At 56.0% G+C, this 19,593-nt stretch carries 15 protein-coding genes; 6 read left to right on the top strand and 9 right to left on the bottom strand.

The window, feature by feature from the left end:
- Positions 1-13 precede the first annotated feature (13 nt).
- From ortB to MNU25_RS04100, 6 genes are all read right to left on the bottom strand, one after another.
- Positions 14-1,432 (bottom strand): 2-amino-4-oxopentanoate thiolase subunit OrtB, encoded by a 1,419-nt coding sequence (ortB, locus tag MNU25_RS04125; protein ID WP_240983903.1) that lies wholly within the window; start codon positions 1,430-1,432, stop codon positions 14-16.
- Positions 1,429-1,860, bottom strand: a complete 432-nt coding sequence (gene ortA / locus MNU25_RS04120) for a 2-amino-4-oxopentanoate thiolase subunit OrtA (RefSeq protein WP_240983902.1) — start codon at positions 1,858-1,860, stop codon at positions 1,429-1,431. Before ortA ends, ortB begins: the two co-directional genes overlap by 4 nt.
- Positions 1,861-1,862: 2 nt before the next feature.
- The gene (gene ord, locus MNU25_RS04115) at positions 1,863-2,948 is read right to left on the bottom strand and encodes a 2,4-diaminopentanoate dehydrogenase (RefSeq protein WP_240983901.1); all 1,086 of its coding nucleotides are present in this window, start codon (positions 2,946-2,948) and stop codon (positions 1,863-1,865) included.
- 364 nt (positions 2,949-3,312) lie between these two features.
- Positions 3,313-4,995: an ABC1 kinase family protein gene (locus MNU25_RS04110; protein ID WP_240983900.1), complete on the bottom strand. Its 1,683-nt coding sequence runs from the start codon at positions 4,993-4,995 to the stop codon at positions 3,313-3,315.
- Between the two features lie 339 nt (positions 4,996-5,334).
- Positions 5,335-5,658, bottom strand: a complete 324-nt coding sequence (locus MNU25_RS04105) for a phasin family protein (RefSeq protein WP_240983899.1) — start codon at positions 5,656-5,658, stop codon at positions 5,335-5,337.
- A gap of 173 nt (positions 5,659-5,831) precedes the next feature.
- Positions 5,832-7,442: a sigma-54 interaction domain-containing protein gene (locus tag MNU25_RS04100; RefSeq protein ID WP_240983898.1), complete on the bottom strand. Its 1,611-nt coding sequence runs from the start codon at positions 7,440-7,442 to the stop codon at positions 5,832-5,834.
- 567 nt (positions 7,443-8,009) lie between these two features.
- Between MNU25_RS04100 and MNU25_RS04095 the strand changes: the two genes are divergently transcribed.
- The gene (locus tag MNU25_RS04095) at positions 8,010-8,549 is read left to right on the top strand and encodes a demethoxyubiquinone hydroxylase family protein (RefSeq protein ID WP_240983897.1); all 540 of its coding nucleotides are present in this window, start codon (positions 8,010-8,012) and stop codon (positions 8,547-8,549) included.
- Between the two features lie 242 nt (positions 8,550-8,791).
- On the opposite strand, the gene MNU25_RS04090 is transcribed toward MNU25_RS04095, so the two are convergent.
- The 3 genes from MNU25_RS04090 to rplM form a co-directional block, all read right to left on the bottom strand.
- Complete coding sequence (locus MNU25_RS04090; protein WP_240983896.1) at positions 8,792-9,523, bottom strand: N-acetylmuramoyl-L-alanine amidase; 732 nt, start codon at positions 9,521-9,523, stop codon at positions 8,792-8,794.
- A 205-nt stretch (positions 9,524-9,728) separates the two neighbouring features.
- Entirely contained in the window at positions 9,729-10,124 is a 396-nt protein-coding gene (rpsI, locus tag MNU25_RS04085) for a 30S ribosomal protein S9 (RefSeq protein WP_240983895.1), read from the bottom strand.
- Positions 10,125-10,127: 3 nt separating this feature from the next.
- Complete coding sequence (rplM, locus tag MNU25_RS04080; RefSeq protein WP_240983894.1) at positions 10,128-10,580, bottom strand: 50S ribosomal protein L13; 453 nt, start codon at positions 10,578-10,580, stop codon at positions 10,128-10,130.
- Positions 10,581-11,079: 499 nt separating this feature from the next.
- On the opposite strand from rplM, the gene hydF reads away from it, so the two are divergent.
- The 5 genes from hydF to MNU25_RS04055 all read left to right on the top strand — a co-directional run bounded on the left by hydF (position 11,080) and on the right by MNU25_RS04055 (position 19,577).
- Complete coding sequence (gene hydF, locus MNU25_RS04075) at positions 11,080-12,453, top strand: [FeFe] hydrogenase H-cluster maturation GTPase HydF (RefSeq protein ID WP_240983893.1); 1,374 nt, start codon at positions 11,080-11,082, stop codon at positions 12,451-12,453.
- Positions 12,454-12,647: 194 nt separating this feature from the next.
- Positions 12,648-14,075, top strand: a complete 1,428-nt coding sequence (hydG, locus tag MNU25_RS04070; protein WP_240983892.1) for a [FeFe] hydrogenase H-cluster radical SAM maturase HydG — start codon at positions 12,648-12,650, stop codon at positions 14,073-14,075.
- Between the two features lie 100 nt (positions 14,076-14,175).
- Positions 14,176-16,386, top strand: coding sequence for a sigma 54-interacting transcriptional regulator (locus tag MNU25_RS04065; protein WP_240983891.1), 2,211 nt, complete (start codon positions 14,176-14,178; stop codon positions 16,384-16,386).
- A 510-nt stretch (positions 16,387-16,896) separates the two neighbouring features.
- Positions 16,897-18,018, top strand: a complete 1,122-nt coding sequence (locus tag MNU25_RS04060; RefSeq protein ID WP_240983890.1) for a hydrogenase small subunit — start codon at positions 16,897-16,899, stop codon at positions 18,016-18,018.
- Positions 18,018-19,577, top strand: coding sequence for a nickel-dependent hydrogenase large subunit (locus MNU25_RS04055; protein ID WP_240983889.1), 1,560 nt, complete (start codon positions 18,018-18,020; stop codon positions 19,575-19,577). Before MNU25_RS04060 ends, MNU25_RS04055 begins: the two co-directional genes overlap by 1 nt.
- Positions 19,578-19,593 lie beyond the last annotated feature (16 nt).

The following is a 19,593-nucleotide window of genomic DNA, read 5'->3' as shown; positions in this document are numbered from 1 at the left end:
GTTCCCCAACGGGTCAGCGGCCGACGGCCTCCGCCGCCGGCAGTTCTTGAGCCAAACGTTCCCGGCTCCAACGGGTCTCGAGGCCGAGAAACTCCCAGTCCGCCTCCGTCAGCTCCGAGCGAGAGACCCGGGCCATAGCGTTTTTTAAGTAACTGAGCCGGACATGGTCGAGGTCAACCTCCACCGCCCGGATTTGGCCGGGATGCTCGGGGATAATGATATTTTTCCCGGGAACGCTGGACCTCGGGTCACCCCGCCTGACTTCTATTCCCTGCTCACGGGCGAAAGTCAGCTGGGCCTGCGGGTGCTTGCCCGCGCCGGTATATTCGGTTTCCTGAACCACGACGACCTGATCTTGCTCGAGTTCCTGAGCCAGGGCAAAGGCGGCCGCCAAAGATGTATTGCCCGCCGGACCCCTTTCCAGACCTTCCACCTGCGCCAAAGCCTCCGTAATGTAAAAGGCCTCCCCCTGAGTCACCGTGACATAGCGATCCAGATAGCGCAAAGGACGAGCGGCGTTGCGCGGAACATCCGAGCGATCCGGCCAGCTGGCGAAAGGAAGTCCGAAACCGGTATGTCCTGTGGTGAAAGACTTGCGGTTAAAGTCGTGATCAGAAGCCATGTGCAACCCTTTTAGGTCGATGCTGGCCCCGATCACCGGCGCGGGACAGCCGATTTTGCGCAGACCCCTCGCCGTTCCGGTGACATTGCCCCCTCCCGCGTGTGTGACCACCACCGCGTCCGGGAATTTTCCAGTCAAATTTTTTGTCTGCTCCGCCAATTCCCAGCCCAAAGTTTCAACCCCGGCGATCCCGAAGGGCGTATACAGGGAAGCGTTAAAAAAGCCGGTTTCCTCGAGCAGCTGCAAAAAAACGTAGAACAATTCCGGACCGACGGAAAGCTGGAGAACCTCCGCCCCATAAGCCTCGCAGACTCGGCTCTTCTCCACAATTTCCGGCTGGCCCCGCCCGGCGGAATCGAACACTTCCTGGACGATCAGAGCCGGAATTCCCCGCATGGCGGCCTGGGAGGCCACCGCCGCACCGTAATTGCCGGACGTCGCCGCAATCACTCCGGGATACCCTCTTTTCACCGCCTCATAGACGGAGAGGGCAGCCCGCCTGGCTTTAAAACTGCCCGCGGGGTTGGCCGCTTCGTCCTTAACGAAGATGCGGGCCCCTTTGCCCGGAGCCGCCACCCGGCGAGCCAGTTCGGTTAAATTGCGCAACTCCAACAGGGGCGTATCTCCCACCCCCGTTTCCCTCTGAATATGACGGGTTTCTTCTATGGAATAAGCCACCGAGCGCATCATCTCGTCATAATTAAAAGCGATCTTTCCTCTCTCAAAGCGGGAGTAGTCGATACCCACCGCCTGACGCATAATCTCCGCCTTGCGCGCCATCACTTCCAAATAGCCGTTCCCGGCACTCATTTTTCTCCCCCCCTCCCCAGCAGTCGCCGCAATTCTAATCCGATGGCCAGTAACTCCGCCTGGGGATTGCCGAAATCATGCCGCCAGCGCGGAGCCACATCCACTAAGCGCCCTTCCACCGTCCGGTCGATCCGGGTGCGGATGCTGACTGAATCCCCCAATTGGGCCTCTTCCTCGATCAGGAACCCGCGTAACCGCATTTCCAGCGGCACCCCGGCCGTATCCTCCGGGACCTGAGGCGCTCTCTCCCCCCCGGCCAAGACAGTGTTCCCTATTTCAACCCATTGCCCGCGCCGGGCCGCTCCGCCCTGTGCCCGCCCAGACAAGGAATTAGCCTCAGCTTTCGCCCCCTGAGATCTTACATCCGGAGACTTACCCTCCCGAAATTCCGCACCTTGGAATTGCCTCCCCTGAGCTTCCTGAGTCATGCTCATTCCCCTTTCCGCCACTTCAGGATTTCCCGCACATCCCCCAGCAGAGCACTGGGGAGGGGAAGCTCGGCCATACTGAGCAGCCCCGGCCGGGCGGCGAGCACTTGGGGAATCATGTTCACCGCCATGGCCATGGTCCCGAGTCCGCCGGGGATTTCCGGTTTGATCATGAGATTCAGGCTCGGTTTCCCGCTGATTTCAATGTAATCTCCCGTCTCTGCTCCTTCCACCTGGGGCAGCACTTGTTGGGGATGAATGAGTTCGATCTTAGCTTCCCCGCCGACATAGCCCACCGCCGTATGGCGGCAGCCCGCCACTTGGCCCGGTTCCACCTTGACGTACGGCGTTTCCCGCCGAACCTTGGCGACGATGGGTGAACGCTGTTCCTCGATCCGCTCCAGGCGCCAGCCCAAAGCCTTGGCGATTAAATGAATCGACTCCCGGAAACCCACGTGCCCGACGATCGCCCCGCTCGCCAAACCCGCGGCAAACTCGTCCACCGTCGTGCCCACACCCTGAGTCCGCATGACCGTCGGCCCAAAGGGAGAAAGATCATTGATTCGCGTAGCTTTAATTTTTTTCACCTCTAAACACGGCCCCGTTAAAGCGAGAACCAGCGTATCGAGCACAAAGCCCGGGTTAATCCCCGTTCCTAAAACGCTGACTCCCCGGCTCCCGGCCTCTTGGTCAATCTCTCGGGCCAGACCTTCTTCCCGGGCATAGGGATAAGCCATCTCCTCAGCAATGCTGATCACGTTCAGACCCTGCCTAAGAGCCTCCTTGATCTGGGGAGCGACCTCCCGGGTGAAGGACGAGGTGGCGAGAAGCACCAGGTCCGCCCTTTGCGGCCATTTCCCGGCCGGCCTACCGGCTTCGGGCCCATCTGCTTCTGTCAGCGGCGGCGCCTGAATCAGCACTCCGTTTTTTTCTCCTCCCAGGAAAGCACCGAGGTCCTGCCCTATCTTATTCGCATCCCGGTCAAAAGCAGCCACTATTTCAATACCGTCTTTTTGCCGGAGCAAACGGGCCATTCCGCTGCCCATGGCTCCCAGGCCCCATTGAACCACTTGAATCGGAGTTGTCATACGGTCAATCTCTCCCCTCCTGATTAGTCCGACCCTTAATCAATTGCAATTTCGATGCCAATGTTTACGATCTCATTTAGCTTCTTCTCTCTGCCCAAATCCTATTCCTTACGGCACCCGTTTGAATCCGGCTCCCCGGTTGAATTTTGCCGGCCCTCCCCCGTCAATTTCTTTTTCATTCTGTGCCTTCTCGGACTATCCGATTCACGAAAAGAGCAGGCAAACAATCTTGCACGTGTGCAAAAGTATTTGCCTGCTGCTGAGATATTTTTCGTTCCATATTTTTCGTTCCAATTGCCCGGAGCCGGGATGAGGTCAAGCGTCCCGGCAAGAAGACCGGCACTGCCCCGTTAAGCTCTGTTTTTCAGAATCTTCCCGAACGGAAGATGGCAAAGATCATCCAGATAAACATAATACCCGCGACGCCAAAACCCAGTTCTATGGCCGGGAAATGAAAGAGCATGATGGGCTGCCTGCTTTGGGCCGAGGCGATGATGAGCCCCGCCATGACAATGCTGAAAGCCAACAAAACAATACTGAAAGAAATTTGATTCGTCATGCGATCGAGTTTGTGCAGAAGGTCATCCGCCTCCGGCAGGCGAACGTGCAAGTTCAACTGCCCCCGCTGGACATTGCGCAAAAGCTCCTTTAACTGTTTGGGCAAATCCAGGAGAAGTTCTCCGTATTCATTCAAATTATGCCAAGCTTTCTGCCCCAGGTAGTCCGGCCGGAAGCGCTCCCTTAAAAGCCGGCGCCCGAAGGGCTGAGCAACGTCCATAATGCTCAATTCAGGGTCCAGTGCCTCCACCAGTCCTTCCAGCGTGAGCAGGGATTTCCCTACTAGGGTCAAATCGGCCGGAATACGGATCCTATGGCGAAAAGCAACCACGAACAGATCATTGACAGCCTCACCCAAACTAATCCTGCTGAGCGGCACCTCCATGTATTTTTCCCTGAGGTCATCGACATCCTGGCGCAGACGGCGCATGTTGACATCGTCCGGCACAATCCCCATGCGCAGAACCGCTTGCAGCATGCCGTCGGTGTTCTGACGCATCATGGCAATAACAATTGAAGCGAAATTGTACCTCATGTCCGGAGTCAAACGCCCAACCATGCCAAAATCGATCAGGGCGATGACATCGGCAGACACGGCCAAAATATTACCGGGATGGGGGTCTCCGTGAAAAAAACCCTCCATTAAAATCTGCTGGAGAATCGTCCGGACGATCATGTTCGCCATATGCCCGGGGTTGTAACCCCGCCTCTCCAACTCCGCCACATCGGTAAGTTTGATCCCCTCGATATACTCCATGGTCAAAACCCTGGCCGTCGTCAGATCCCAGAAAATAGCCGGAACCTTGAGGTACGCCTCGCCGCTGAATTGTTTGGCAATACGTGCCGCATTGCGGGCCTCGATGGTGTAGTCCATCTCGGCCGTCAGCGAGCGCACAAACTCCTCGACGATTTCGGTCAGTTGGTAACGGGCGGCCCATTCCAAGCGGTGTTCAGCCAGGGCGGCAAAGTCCGTGAGAATTTCTAAATCCGTCTTGATCAGATTTTTGATTTCCGGCCTCTGGACTTTTACCGCCACCTCTTCGCCGCTGAGAAGCACTCCCCGGTGCACTTGGCCGATGGAAGCCGCAGCCAGAGGAACGTCGTCGAACTCCCGGAAGACTTTCTCCAAAGGGACGCCCATCTCGTCTTCGATGATTTGCCGGGCCGCGGCCGAAGGAAACGGCGGCACCTGGTCCTGCAGCTTGGCCAGTTCCAGCATGATCCCTTCGGGAATTAAATCCGGTCGGGAGCTCGCCATTTGACCTATTTTGATAAACGTAGGACCCAGTTCTTCGCAAACTTCCCGAATTCTTTGACCAATCGATTTCGGGTCGCTTGCCGCCGGCTCCGTATCCGTAAAAAGACGCCTGGGCAAAGAGAGCAGGTGCAGCAAGCCGATTTCCTCGACCAGGAACCCCAACCCATGCCGGGCCATGACGGAGGCCACAAAACGATAGCGCCTGAAATGCCGCATCCTTCTTCCAATCATAAGCGAAACCCCTTCACACCTATATAAAAGAGCCTGAATAGCTTCAGGCCCTCTGCCTTTATCCAAAGCGTAAGACTCCCACTTCTACAAGTGGGAGTGGGTCCCACGTACCCCTCTTCGGTGGGGGTAGACTCAGCCTTCGGCCGTCATCGTCCACCGGACAACGACGCCTTCAGCCCGATAGTATTCGTCAAAGGCTCAGCGCTTTCGACGAAAGTGTCCACTGAACACTTTCGTCACCGAAGTCATCCTCACCGCACAAGTATTCTTCGAAAGCTTGCGGTTCGGCGATAGTATCCACGGGACACTATCGTGATGTTCAGCTTAAGCCAAACGAGTTCACTCCCGGTTCTCCAGCTTCTCCAGCCGCCTTATCAGTTCCTCTACCCGGTTCTCCAAATTCTTCACTGTCTCATGGGAAGGAACCTCAAGTTCGCTCAAACGTTCCTTGACACGTTCATTGACATTCTCGCGCATCTTCGCACGCAGCGCCTGGTGTTCTTCTTCTCCTTTCTTAATCAGTTCATCCACCAAGTTCTTGGACTCCGCGGCGGAGACCTCGCCTTTTTTTACCAGTTCGTCCACCAGTTTTTCAATCTGTTCGCGGCTGGCCACAGCCATGCCCAAAGCCAAGGCCAAGCCCTTCTTTAGCAAATCTTTCATCTTGACACCTCCGCTTTTAACTAATATATAGGCCAGTTTGGGGGCAAAGTCAATGTTACCTGCTCATAAACCCCAACCATTGAGCCTCTCCTACCGTCCATCTACGTTCAAAATACCCGAAAAGCGGGCGTAATATTCCCGCTGCCGCTTATTCACCGAGGTACCGGGGCCCTTTAGCGCCACAAAGACCAGCGCCGCATCTTGTACTGCAGCAACTGCCGGGAAATTCCCAATGTGAATGCCGCTTTCGTGACATTTCCCCGGGTTTCCGCCAGAGCGGCCTGAATCGACCGCCGTTCCAGCCATTCGACCCGTTCCGGCAGACTCATCCCCGAGGGCATCTCCGGGGAAAAATTAAAACCGTTCGCCACCCGCTCTTCCGCCTCACAACCCGACACTCCCACCTGCCGGCCGGGGTTCCCGTTTGCGGCGGAAGTTTGCTCTTTTGTCCCGGCAAAATCCGACTCTTTCACCTTAGAAAGATAGCCCGCGCCGCCCCCTCTTTCACCGTCCCCGCCGGCCGTGCCCGCCTCCTTTGCGGAGCCGCGTCCCGTGCCGCAGCGCAGGTAATTGGGCAGTTCCTCCAGACCGAACTCCTCGCCCGCAATAACCAGTCCTCCTTCTATAACGTGCGCCAGCTCCCGCACATTACCCGGCCAATCATGCTCTTTAAGGGCCTGAGCGGCTGCCGGCAGGAGCCGGGGAACGTTCCTGGCGTGCAGCCGGGCATAAAGCGCCAAGAAATAATCAATGAGAAGATCAACATCCCTGCCCCGTTCCCTGAGAGGCGGGAGATAAAGATCGACCACGCTCAGCCTATAAAAAAGATCCGGGCGCAGCCGGCCCTCCTTCACACTCTGATGAGCCGGAGCATTGGTCGTCGCCAGAAACCGCACATCGAGTTCCCGCTCACGCGTATCCCCCAGCCGCCGGACCTTGCCTTCCTGCAAAACCCGCAGCAATTTGGCCTGCAAATTCCAACCCATAGAATCCAGCTCGTCGAGGAGAATCGTCCCGCCTTGCGTCTGTTCGAACAGCCCTGGGCGGTCCAGGGCTCCGGTGAAACTCCCCCGGACCGTGCCGAAGAGAATGCCTTCCAAAAGCCCCTCCGGAAATGCGGCACAGTTCTGGGCGACGAATGGCCCCCCGGCCCGCGGACTAGCCGCGTGAATGCTTTGAGCGACCATTTCCTTGCCGGTGCCCGTCTCCCCGGAAATGAGCACGTTCACCGAGCTCCTGGCAGCTTTTTCCGCTTTAGCCAGCGTTTTGAGCATCAAGGAACTCTGCGTCTTTATGTCGCCAAATGTATAGTAAGGCTTATCCCCGGAACCGGCCGGAGAAGAGCGCAAGCGGCTTTGCAGCAACGCCACCCGTTCGGTCAATTTAGCCTCGTGGCTCAGGTCCCGGGCCACTTCCAAAGCCCCTGTGAAAAGTCCCTCTCTAAACAGAGGATAAGAGTCGTTTACAGAGGTAATCTTTTCTCCGCGCGGATTCAAGTAGGTCTGACTGACCCCAAGAACCGGCTCCCGGGTCCGCAAAACCTGCCACAGAGTGCTGGTTTCTTGGGAAAGCGAAGGAAACTGGCTTAAAAGTTGCTTGCCGAGGACATCCCCGGGACCCAGGCCTTCCATTCGCCCCATGGCCCGGTTGTAAAAAAGCGTCACACCCTCCGTATTCACAATGTGAATTCCTTCCGCCAGCCTGTCCAGCACCTGCACAAACCAATCGTCTTCCGTCATCTTGTCTTCCGTTACCTTATCTTCCGTCACCTTGTCTTCCGTCACTTACCTCATCCCATCCCGAAAATTCCCCGCAAATTCCGAAAAGATACCTCAGCTGGTCGTCCGCACCGTGCGGTCCATTCCCTGAGGCCACAATACCACGCCTTACCAGACTCGCTGTTTTGTCCTTAAAGTGCCAAGTGCATAGTCCCAGGTCAACCAATGCCAGCTGTGAGCTAATCTTTGCCGGACTCTTGACGACAAATAGCCGCAAATTTGTTTGCACTTCTGAGATAAGATTCGACTTTACCCGAAAAAATCCTGCGCTGAGGGCCCGCAAATTTTTTTAAGCAGCAAAAGGGATAAAACGCCGCTCCCTATGCGCACCCGGTCCGGCTGCACCGAAGGAAAAACCGCGGCTCCCGCTTCCGCGAACAGTCACCCGTATTTCGGCGGATGTTCACGGCGTCTTGGGGAATACTAAATGCGAGCGGACATAATCCCGTTATCTTTCCGGACCTGCAGGTGAATCACATCCCGAACAACGATGGGCTCAAAAGGTTCTGCCCTGCAAAGATTCAATATCCCAAACGTTTAATACCTTGGACACGGTAACGAAAGGAGACCCCCATGGATCAAGAGACACTGATTGCCAAGCTCAATTGGTTTTACAGTTTGGAACTGAATCAGGTGGACTTATACAATGCCCAGAGTAAAGCCTTCCGGGGCAGATACAGCGGCTTGGTTTTAGAGCGCTTAGCCTACATAGAACAGAACCATGTGGACAACATCGGCGAGAAAATCAAAGAATTGGGCGCCAACCCTACGGTTTTAGGAGATCTCATTTCCCCGATCATCGGCAAGCTGGCCGGTGGGCTGACGGCCATGGCCGGCCTGGAAGACACCCTCGCTATAGATATCATGATCGAAGAAAAAGCCATGAAAGATTACAACGACTTAATCGAGCGGCTGCATCAAGATAAGCACGGCGACCGGGGACTGACAAAAATCCTGCAGGCAAATTTTATAGACGAACACCTGCACGCCGAGTGGTTTAGGACCAAAATCATTGCCATCAAACAATACGAATTCACCGCCAAGCACTTCAGCGCCACAGCCCAAGCGCACCCGAAAAAACCTCTAGAACGAGCTTCTGCAAGAGACGCCTGATCATAAGCCCGCCTAAGAGGGGATTCAAGCGCTTGTTCTCCGGAAGAGGCAGCCGGCTTAACTCCCCTGGAGGAGGCGTCGACGATGACGGGCTGATGCACATTCCCCTTGCCAAGACCAATCCGACGGGAATCCGCGCTGAGCCTTCCGGTCCCCGGGGTCCTTCCCGGTGCTCAGGCAAAATGGCGCGCCCGTACCCAGTGAAACGCGACGGCCTGACCCGGGCCCTCACTCCCGCTGCTTTAGGGAGCCTGGATTTTGGCTTTATCCGTCCCGGCGAAATAATGGCAGAGGCCTTGGTAGATGCCCCAAGCCATCTTTTGCTGATACTCCGGACTGTTCAACAGCTGCTCCTCCGCCGGATTGGAGAGAAAGCCCAGCTCCACAGTAACCGCGGCTTGATCGGCCTTTTTCAGAATGAAGAAATCCTTATTGGCTTTGGCCACGCGCTTGCCTCCTGAAATGAGGTTCAATTCCCGCTGGATAGCCTGGGCTAAAACCCGCCCTTCCACCGAATCCGTATGGTAGAAAGTCTGCGGCCCGGTCAGTTTTTCATTGGGAAAACTGTTGGCATGGATACTCAAATAGACGTCCGCTTGGGCCTCGGCCGCGAGTTGAATGCGCTGAGCCAGGTCTTCACGCTTTCTCCGCAAAAGGCCGGACGCCGTACCGAGGTCTTTATCTTCCTCCCGCACCATGACGGGCTTTCCGCCTCCCTGCTGTATAAAAGCCTGGAGACGCTTGGCCACGGCCAACGTCACATCCTTTTCCAAAACCTTCGTTTTCCCGACGGCTCCCGGGTCCGGCCCTCCATGCCCCGCGTCAATCACGACGATTTTCTTCCCGACCGCCCAGCTCCAAATCCTGCTGTCCGTGGGTTGACGGTGCAGAACCACCACACCCCCCGCGATGAGAAGCAACAAAATGCCCAGGGCCGCTCCGGCCCGCCTCTTACCCCACCTGCGCATTCGCATTCTCCTTCCCAGTCTTCATGCTTAAAACTATGGGCAAAAATCCGGGAATATACTTAACGCTTGAGGTTTGACACAGAGTTCACTTGCGCGGCCGCCGCCGTGCCTTTTCACGAACATTGCCTGTCCGGAAAAGAAGGATTATCCCGCCAGGAAAAAAAATATCCCCAAACCACGCGGGTTTGGGGATTTCTCGTTCTCCTGATAATTACCGTTTCGAGAATTGGGGGGCTTTGCGCGCTTTCTTCAAACCGTATTTACGGCGTTCTTTCATACGAGGATCGCGGGTTAAAAAGCCGGCCCTTTTTAAAGCGGGCCGAAGACTGACATCTGCTTTAAGCAGAGCCCGGGCTATCCCCAAGCGCAGAGCCCCGGCCTGGCCGGTCGTCCCGCCCCCATTCACCAAAGCGATTATATCGTACCTGCCAAGAGTTTCCGTAACCTCCAAGGGCTGCTGAACGATCATCTCCAGCGTTTTTTTGCCGAAGTATTCGGCCAGCTCCCGTTTATTCACTAAAACTTTCCCCTGGCCGGGCAGCAAGCGTACTCGCGCAACCGCATTCTTCCGGCGCCCGGTCCCCTGGTAGTGTAATTGAGCAGCCATCCTTTATTTTCCTCCTTCCCGTTTTCCCTGAACCGCCCACACCTCTGGCTTCTGGGCCAGGTGCGGGTGCTCGGCTCCCCGGTATACCTTTAACTTGCGAAACATTTGGGCCCCCAAGCTATTGTGAGGAAGCATTCCTTTAATGGCGTGTTCCACCGCCCGTTGCGGAAAAATCTGCATTAGCCTCTTATAGGGCATTTCCTTCAACCCTCCCGGATAGCCGGAATGGGTCCGATAGATTTTCGTCATCAGCTTGTTTCCCGTCAGTACCACTTGTTCCGCATTCAGAATGATCACATGATCCCCTGTATCAACATTCGGGGTGAAGGTGGGCTTATGTTTCCCTCTGAGGAGACGGGCAGCTTCCGTAGCTACACGGCCCAACGGCAGCCCCGCCGCGTCAATCACATACCACTTGCGCTCTATATCAGCCGCTTTCGCGAAGTAGGTCGACATATTTTTTCCCTCCAATAACAAGAATCGGTCCGGACTGCTCCCTCATGGTTGGGGATTTGGCCCAGGGCGGGTCCTCCCTGTGATGAACGGTCCTTGACGACCATATTTGCTGAAAATCCTCTGCGCCGAGTGTGGGGCTCAAGCACACCGGCAGCCCGAGCTCGTGCTTTATGGGGCTCAAACATAAACCACAGCCCGGAGACTCATATATGTATGATATAAAAATTCAAAGTCCCTGTCAAGCGATTTCGCTTTCCGGCAGCCCACGGAACCCGCTGTTTTCGGAAATTTTTCAACCGGTGAATAGTCACCCGTAACAGCATTTCCCACCTCCGAAGCGCATATCCTTGAACAATCGCCCGCAAAGGATTACAATATGGATGTACAATTTTTAGACAGTGCTGTCCCAAGCGGTGCCGCATTTTCAGGCGAACCCGCCAGGCACTTGTTACGGCCGCTCAAGAACCCAGTATTTTGGCTGAGAAACGGATGGATACCCATGTACAAACCAGCGGACCATGATTTACCGAACAACGCCCACCCCAGCCACTCCGCAACAACAGGCGGGGCAGCCGGACTCAACGAGACCCCACGGGGAGAACGCCTGCACATCGCGGTTTTCGGCCGCCGCAACGCCGGCAAATCCAGCCTGATCAACGCGATTGCCAACCAGGAAGTGTCGATTGTCTCATCCACGCCCGGGACAACCACCGACCCTGTCTACAAAACCATGGAGATCTTACCCATCGGCCCGGTCGTTCTGGTCGATACCGCGGGTCTGGACGACGAAGGAATCTTAGGCGGCGAACGGGTCCGGCGCAGTCTCGACGTCCTGGACAAAACCGACCTCGCCCTCCTCGCCGTCGATACCCCGGAAGGTTGGGGAAGCCCAGAAGACAAGATCGTCTCCCTTTTACAGGAACGCCGGCTGCCACTCGTTGTCGCTCTGAACAAAGTGGACGTTCTCAGCCCGGACACGGTAGCCCGGATCCGTACTGCGGCTGCGAACCGGTTTCCCCCGACAGTCCCGGTCATCCCGGCAAGCGCGCGAACCAAAGCCGGGATCGAGGCCCTCAAGTCCGCTATTATTGAAGCCGCCTCTCCGGACCGGGAGGAACCCACCCTGATCGGAGATCTGGTCCAAGCCGGGGATACCGTGATCCTCGTGGCGCCCATTGACCGTTCCGCCCCCAAGAGCCGTTTGATCCTGCCCCAGGTTCAGGTCATTCGCGACCTTCTCGACCATCACGCCCAGGCCCTGACCATACAGAGCGAAGAACTGCCCGCGGCCTTGGCCTCATTGAGAAACCCGCCCAGAATGGTCATCACGGACTCTCAAGCCTTCAAAACGGTTAACACCCTGACTCCGGCGGAAATCACCCTGACCTCCTTCTCCATTCTTTTCGCTCGCTATAAAGGAGATCTGTGCGAGTTAGCCGCCGGTGCCAAGGCGATCGAACGTTTACGGAGGGGGGATCACATCTTAATTGCCGAGGCCTGCACCCACCACCGGACGGATGACGATATCGGCAAAGTGAAAATTCCCTCCTGGCTTGAACAAAAGGTCGGCGGCAAACTCTCCTATACTTGGGTCAGCGGCGGCACTCTGCCCGCGGACCTGAGTGAATTTCAACTCGTCGTACATTGCGGAGCTTGTATGCTGAATCGCCGGCAGATGCTCGCCCGCCTGCACCGGATTACCTCCGCCGGAGTGCCTGTGGTCAATTACGGAGTCGGCATCGCCTATCTGCACGGGATTCTGCCCAGGACCTTGTCACCTTTTCCAGATGCCTTACGGGTTATCCGTTCACGCCAGCAATGCGGACTGCAACCCGCGCAGCCGGAAGACACCCTGGCCCCGGGACAGTTCTGACCCGACTGTCCCCACCTGTTTGATCAATTTACGGAAGGAGTGAACAACCCGGTTTTCCGTTTGAGTCGGCGGGAATAAACATGTCTTTATTGAAGTGTTTCGTCCAGTGGCCGTGCGACAGTAACTTTCAGCGTCCGGCAGAGCCTGGGCGGCAAGGGAGCCTGGCATGTTATTTAGCGACCGGGAAAAAATTGATGGAGCAAAAAAATCCGTTGTTTGACGCCTCTTTTATCGACGAAGACCGGATTAACCGCCTTTTGGCCGAGGCCCGGCGGCAAAGCGCGTCTTCCGCCCCCGCGCACCTGCTGGCTGTCATCGACCGGGCGCGGGAGGCAGAAGGGCTCAGCTTGGAGGAGACCGCCCAACTTCTCTTTTGTGAGGATGACGCGGTGCTCGGCGAACTTTTTCGCACGGCCGGCGCCATCAAGCAGAAAATCTACGGCCGGCGTATGGTCTTTTTCGCTCCTCTCTATTTGAGCAGTTTCTGTATCAACAACTGCCTGTATTGCGGCTACCGCAGGGACAATAAATTTGAACGCCACCGTTTAACCCTAGATGAGATAGAGGCAGAAATCCGAGCCCTGGAGCGCATGGGGCACAAGCGCCTGGCTTTGGAATGCGGGGAGGATCCCGGCGAGTGTGACCTGGATTACTTGGAGAAAGCCATTTCTGCTATCTACAGAGTGCGGGAAGGAAACGGCCGTATCCGGCGGGTCAACGTCAACATCGCCGCAACAAGCGTTGAAAACTACCGGCGCCTGAAAAAGGCCCAAATCGGCACTTATATTCTCTTCCAGGAGACTTATCACCGGGAAACCTATAGCCAAGTACATCCCTCCGGTCCCAAGAGAGATTACGACTACCATACCACGGCCCACCATCGCGCCATGAGCGCCGGCATCGATGATGTAGGGCTCGGTGTGCTCTTCGGCCTCTATGATTATCATTTTGAAGTGCTGGCCCTGCTGAGTCACGCTCAGGCCCTGGAAAAGTCGTTCGGGGTAGGACCGCACACTCTTTCCGTACCCCGCCTGCGCCCGGCCGCAGGAGTTGATTTGCGGACTTTTCCTCATTTAGTCACGGATCGGGACCTCAAGAAAATCGTGGCTGTCCTGCGGCTCGCCGTACCTTACACCGGCCTCATCATTTCCACTCGGGAAGAACCCGCTTTGCGCGATGAACTGTTCGCCCTGGGCATTTCCCAATTGAGCGCGGGTTCTTCCACCGATGTGGGCGGGTATGCCTCCGCCGGCAGCGCGCAGAGCTCCCCGGCTGCCCCTCAGTTTCAGCTGAGTGACCGGCGTTCTCCTGACGAGGTGATCGCCGACCTCTGCCAAAAAGGTTTCTTGCCGAGCTTCTGCACCGCCTGTTACCGCCAAGGGCGTACCGGGGACCATTTTATGCCTCTCGCTAAAAGCGGCTCCATTCAGAACATGTGTCAGCCCAATGCCATCTTGACGTTTAAAGAGTATCTGCTGGACTACGCTTCCCCGGCCGTGCGCTCCCTGGGCGAAGAAACCATCGCCCAACACCTGGCCCGGATTCCCCTGGCCAAGACCCGTGCCGAAACTGAGGCCCGCCTGGAACGCCTGGTTCAGGGTGAAAGGGATCTGTATTTTTAAACCCTATTTTTAAATCCGGCATTCCCGACCGGCTGTACCCGGAGCGCTTTCTGCGAGTGTATTTTTTGTTCTAAAAAGTACAAACTTCGGAGGTCATACCATGCCTGTCGTCAAAACGATTGCTGACAAATGCAAAGCCTGCTATTCCTGTGTCCGCAACTGCCCGGTGAAAGCAATCAAGGTCGAACTCGGTCAGGCTACTGTCGTGGAAGAACGCTGCATCAGCTGCGGCAACTGCGTGCGGGTATGTTCCCAAAATGCCAAGCAAATCGTGAGTTATGTGGAAGACCTGCCGCGCTTCTTCGCCGGGGGCGAAACAGTCGCCTTGCTTGCCCCCTCTTTCCCGGCTTCTTTTTACTACTTGGAAGCCGAGGAGCTCTTCGCCGATTTGAAAAGTCTCGGCTTTACCCAGGTCATCGAAGTCACCCACGGTATTGAATTGACCGTTCCGGCTTACCGGGAATTTCTGGTCAACAACCCGGATTTGGCCATCAGCTCATACTGCCCCGCCATCGTGGGCATGATTGAACGCCATTTTCCCACTCTCATTCCTTTTCTCGTCCCGGTCGACTCCGCGGTACTCGCCAGTGCCAAATATGCGCGCTGGAAATTCCCTCAGGCAAAAATCGTCTTTATCGGCCCTTGCATTGCCAAGAAAGAAGAAATGACGGAATTCGGGCAAGGTGTGCTTGATGCCGTGCTTACTTTCAAAGAACTCAAAGGCATGCTGGACAGCCATGGCTTTCACCGCGAACTCGACCGTTCCGTCCCCCAACGGCCCCGGGGCGAATCCCTGCCGCCCCTTTTCCCGCTCAGCGGCGGCCTGACCCGCAACCTTGATCCGGACGGCACCCTCTATAGGGAAGAAGACATCGCCATCGTCGACGGCAAAGAGGACTGTCTCGAATTTCTGCATAACCTGCAGGACGGCCTGGTGCAAGCCCGCTTCATCGATATCCTGCTCTGCCGGGGTTGTATCGACGGCCCGGAAATGGACAGCCCCCTCGACCTCTTCAGCCGCAAATATCAAATTTTCAAATATGCCCAGCGCAAGAAACGCGACGAAATCGAACCTAATCCGCCCCTTAATTTGCACCGGGAATTCGCGGACAAGCATCACGTTCTCAAGGAACCGAGTGAATCGGAAATCAAGGAAATTCTACGCTATACCAACAAGTTCAAGCCCGAAGACGAATTGAACTGCGGCTCCTGCGGCTATGACTCCTGCCGCGAAAAAGCGGTGGCCGTATACCAAGGCTTGGCGGAAATTGATATGTGCCTTCCTTATCTGATTGAACAGTCACACGGCGAAATCGAAATCTATAAAGAGCGCCTGCGCCTCAAACAGACCTATCACGAGAATGAGCAGTTTCTTATCGGCATCAGCGCTGCCAACCTGGAATTGCGGCGTCTCGCCGTCAAAGCCAGCCGTAATGACGCCAACGTACTCATTCAGGGTGAAAGCGGAGGGGGCAAAGAGGTCTTCGCCCAATTCGTCCATCGCCTGAGCAATAGGCGGGACCACCCCTTCATCGGCATCAATTGCGCAGCCCTGCCGGAAAACCTGCTTGAATCGGAACTTTTCGGTTATGAAGAAGGGGCTTTCACAGGCGCCAAAAAAGGGGGAAAACCCGGCAAATTCGAATTGGCGAAAGGAGGCAGCATTTTACTTGACGAAATAGGGGACATGCCCTTAACCATGCAGGCCAAACTGCTGCGCGTCTTGCAGGAACGGGAATTTGAGCGAGTGGGCGGAACTCATACGCTCAGGCTTGATGCCCGGATCATCGCCGCCACCAACCGTGAGCTGCGCCGTCTCGTGCACGAAGGAAAATTCCGGGCCGATCTCTTCTACCGCTTAAATGTCATCAGCATTACAATGCCCCCTTTGCGCGACCACAAAGAAGATATTCCCCACCTAGTCAACCACTTCTCCCAGAAAATGGGCCTGGCCCGCAAGGTTCCGCCGAAAATCTTCAGTGAAGACACCATCGGCTGCTTTATGCAGTACGACTGGCCGGGAAACGTGCGCGAATTGGAGAATATCATTGAACGCCTGCACTATACCGTTGACGAAAATGTCATTCAGCCCTACCACCTGCCCCCTTTCCTGACAAAGTTGGCGAAAAGCGACTCCTCTGTAGAATTAAAACCTTTAAAAGAGGCTGTGCAGGAACTGGAAAAGAAAATGATCGCCCAGGCTTTGAAGACGAGCGGAAATAACCGCGCCGCCGCCGCCCAGACTCTCGGCATGCCCCGGGCCACCTTCTACCTCAAGTTGAAAGAGTACGGACTCATGGAAAGCGGCTGAAGAACCGGCGCCAACCGCACTTGCCAGTAAATTATCCTGTTCGGCCGCACTCTCCGAGGCATTTGCCGACTGCCGCGGCCGTAATTTCCGTCTAACTCTTAGACATGTTTAATATCTAGACACATTTAGCATTTTCCCAACTCTTTTCGAGTCTGGACAAGCGAACAAGCTCTTGTCACTGTCCAATATCTAGACAATTGGAGCGCTTACGCAAGCGCTTTTTCTGTGCCTATTCAGAAAGTTTACATTTCGCGTTTCGTACTCCGTTTGACCCGCGGCCGGCTATTTTCGGCACTATTCAGGCAATATGCACCCTTCTCGCGCCGGGCCCGGGCAGCCTCGCTCACTTGTTGGTATGCTTTTTGCATGGAAATCCCTTTATCTGACTTATTATAAATACCTTAATTTTTCCCTTTATGAGACCGATCGCCCGAGGAGGGGGCAGACGGTTTCATTGGCCATCTAAGCTTAGACAAACCGTTTGGCGCTAATATTGCTGGAGGTGTGAGAATGGATTTTCAATCTCGACTCGAGAGAAAGGGTTTGAATCGCCGCGAATTTCTGAAAGCGGTCGCTGCCGCCACTGCGGCCCTGGGCCTGCCGGCCATTTATGAACCGCGCATTGCGGAAGCCGTTGAAAAAGCCGCCGCCAAACCGCCCGTCATTTGGCTTGAGGGGCAGGATTGTACCGGATGCACGGAGTCCGTACTGGCTTCGTTTGACCCCGGTCCCGCCGAAATCGTCCTCGATCTTCTTTCGGTCCGCTATCATGAGACAATCATGGCGGCCAGCGGTACGGTGGCCGAAAGCTGGTTGGAAGACAACATTAAACAGGGGGGTTATCTGCTCGTCGTGGAAGGGTCAATCCCCACTGCGGACGACCGTTTCTTAACGATCGGCGGCAGGCCGTTCAGGCAAATTGTTGAAGAGGCCGCCGCTAAGGCCGGCGCCATCGTAGCCGTGGGGGCCTGCGCCTGCTTCGGAGGAATTCCCGCAGCCGGACCGACGGGAGCCAAAGGGGTTCAGGACGTGGTTAAGAACAAACCAGTCATCAATTTGCCCGGCTGCCCGGTCAAACCGACGTGGGTTCTGGGCACCGTCCTTCAGTACTTAGTTTTTAAGAAAGTACCCCAACTTGACGGCAACAAACGTCCCCTGGCTTACTTCGGAACCCTTCTTCACGATAACTGTCCTCGCAGGGGACATTTCGAACAAAGTCAGTTTTTAACGGACTGGAATGACCCATCGCAAAAGGACTACTGCCTTTTGCTCAAAGGCTGCAAGGGGCCCAAGACTTATACGGATTGTGCCCAAAGCTGGTGGAATGACGGTGTCAATTTCTGTATCAACGCTTCCTCTCCCTGTGCCGGCTGCACCCAACCCGAATTCTATGCCGCCGGGCCCCTGGATCACCGCGCCGGTTTTGCTCCTCTCTATGTCCGGACCGACACCATGAGCCTGCCCGGAGTGGGCGGAGTCAGCCCCGGAACGGTGGGAAAAGTCATCGCCGGTGCCGCCGTGGTGGGAGCCGGCGTACACCTGATTGGAAACGCGGCGACCGGGCGGCTTAAGCAGGAGAAACAAGAAAAACCCGGCAAGCCGGACAAACCGGAGAAAGGGAGGCGTAACTAATGACTCAAAAAATTGTGATCGATCCCATCACCCGTATTGAAGGGCATCTCAAAGTCGAAGTTGAGATAGAAGGCGGCAAGGTGACCAATGCCCACGCCAGCGGTACCATGGCCCGGGGACTGGAGGTCCTCCTGAAGGGAAAAGATCCGCGCGACGCCACTTACGTCACAGAACGCGTCTGCGGGGTCTGTGCCGGCTCACATGGCTGGGTATCCTCAGTCGCCGTTGAAAACGCGCAGGGAGCCAAACTCCCACAAGCGGCCCGGGTCCTGCGAAACCTTATTCTGGGGGCTATGTGGCTCCATGATCACCCCCTGCATTTCTATCATCTCTCCGCTCTCGACTACCTCGATGTAACGGCGGTAACCCATTATCAGGGCAAAGACCCGAAACTCCTGGCCGTCAAGGACAAAATAGTCAAACTGGTGCACTCCGGGGATACCTCTCCGCTCCTCCCCCGCTATAAACCTGACGAATTCAGCGTCAACGATCCTGATCTAGTGACTTTAGCGGTGTCCCATTATATCAAAGCCCTGGAAATGCAGGCTAAAGCGAAAAAGATGTCCGCCATCTTTTCCGGCAAGCAGCCCCACCAGTCCAGCATCGTCGCCGGCGGTGTGACCATGCTGCCTGATATTACCCAAATTGAGCAATTCCGTACGCTTCTGGCCGAACAGGCTGACTTTGCGGAAAACGTATACTGGAAGGATGTCGCCACTTTCGGCACCGGGCCCCTGCTTCCCCTGGCCCGAGCCGGCATCGGCGGCGGCTACGGGCACTATCTCACCTACGGAGGCTTTCCTCTCGCGGGCAAAGGTGAACTCTTCTTTCCCGCCGGTGTCATTTTCGACAACCGGTTCGGCAATGTCCAGCCTGTTGACCAAGCTAAGATCACGGAGGCCGTAAAGTACTCTTGGTACACACCCGCCTGCGGCACCAAGAATCCGGTGCAGGGTGACACTGTTTTCGATTTGAATAAACCCGGAGCCTACTCGTTCATCAAAGCTCCCCGCTACGACGGCAAACCCATGGAGGTGGGCCCCCTGGCCCGCATGCTGGTCCTCAAGCCCGCTCCTTTCATGGATATCGTCACCAAGTACGGCATAAAACCCGGAGCGGTCGCCCGCCATGCGGCCAGGGCCTATGAGACAGTCCTCTTGGCCAAGGCCATGCCCGGCTGGCTTGATGAACTGGAAGGGTATATCAAGCAAGGCAGGACGCGCATCCATGACACAGAACACTGGGACCCGCCCGCAACGGGCGCCGGTATCGGCATGATTGATGCGCCGCGGGGCGCCCTGGGTCACTGGGTGGAAATTGCCAACCACAAAATCGCCAATTATCAAATGGTCGTCCCCACAACGTGGAACCACTCGCCCCGAGACGAGAACGGCCAGCCGGGACCCCTTGAGCAAGCCCTGATTGGGGTACCCGTACCCGATCCGGAAAATCCGAACAACATCGTGCGCGTCGTGCGCTCGTACGACCCTTGCTTGGCTTGCGCCATTCATATTATCCATCCGGAGAGCAACCGTGTACTTGAGTTCCGGATTGGCTGAAATTCGTGAATGTGAG

Source organism: Acididesulfobacillus acetoxydans (assembly GCF_902729405.1).
Classification (GTDB): Bacteria; Bacillota; Desulfitobacteriia; order Desulfitobacteriales; family Desulfitobacteriaceae; genus Acididesulfobacillus; species Acididesulfobacillus acetoxydans.
Note: the sequence above shows the minus strand (reverse complement) of the source record. Positions and strands in the feature narration are given on the sequence as shown.

Coding starts and splice junctions, on each gene's coding strand:
- ortB (WP_240983903.1), bottom strand. CDS start 1,432: ATGAGTGCCGGGAACGGCTATTTGGAAGTGATGGCGCGCAAGGCGGAG.
- ortA (WP_240983902.1), bottom strand. CDS start 1,860: ATGACTCAGGAAGCTCAGGGGAGGCAATTCCAAGGTGCGGAATTTCGG.
- ord (WP_240983901.1), bottom strand. CDS start 2,948: ATGACAACTCCGATTCAAGTGGTTCAATGGGGCCTGGGAGCCATGGGC.
- MNU25_RS04110 (WP_240983900.1), bottom strand. CDS start 4,995: ATGATTGGAAGAAGGATGCGGCATTTCAGGCGCTATCGTTTTGTGGCC.
- MNU25_RS04105 (WP_240983899.1), bottom strand. CDS start 5,658: ATGAAAGATTTGCTAAAGAAGGGCTTGGCCTTGGCTTTGGGCATGGCT.
- MNU25_RS04095 (WP_240983897.1), top strand. CDS start 8,010: ATGGATCAAGAGACACTGATTGCCAAGCTCAATTGGTTTTACAGTTTG.
- MNU25_RS04090 (WP_240983896.1), bottom strand. CDS start 9,523: ATGCGAATGCGCAGGTGGGGTAAGAGGCGGGCCGGAGCGGCCCTGGGC.
- rpsI (WP_240983895.1), bottom strand. CDS start 10,124: ATGGCTGCTCAATTACACTACCAGGGGACCGGGCGCCGGAAGAATGCG.
- rplM (WP_240983894.1), bottom strand. CDS start 10,580: ATGTCGACCTACTTCGCGAAAGCGGCTGATATAGAGCGCAAGTGGTAT.
- hydF (WP_240983893.1), top strand. CDS start 11,080: ATGTACAAACCAGCGGACCATGATTTACCGAACAACGCCCACCCCAGC.
- hydG (WP_240983892.1), top strand. CDS start 12,648: ATGGAGCAAAAAAATCCGTTGTTTGACGCCTCTTTTATCGACGAAGAC.
- MNU25_RS04065 (WP_240983891.1), top strand. CDS start 14,176: ATGCCTGTCGTCAAAACGATTGCTGACAAATGCAAAGCCTGCTATTCC.
- MNU25_RS04060 (WP_240983890.1), top strand. CDS start 16,897: ATGGATTTTCAATCTCGACTCGAGAGAAAGGGTTTGAATCGCCGCGAA.
- MNU25_RS04055 (WP_240983889.1), top strand. CDS start 18,018: ATGACTCAAAAAATTGTGATCGATCCCATCACCCGTATTGAAGGGCAT.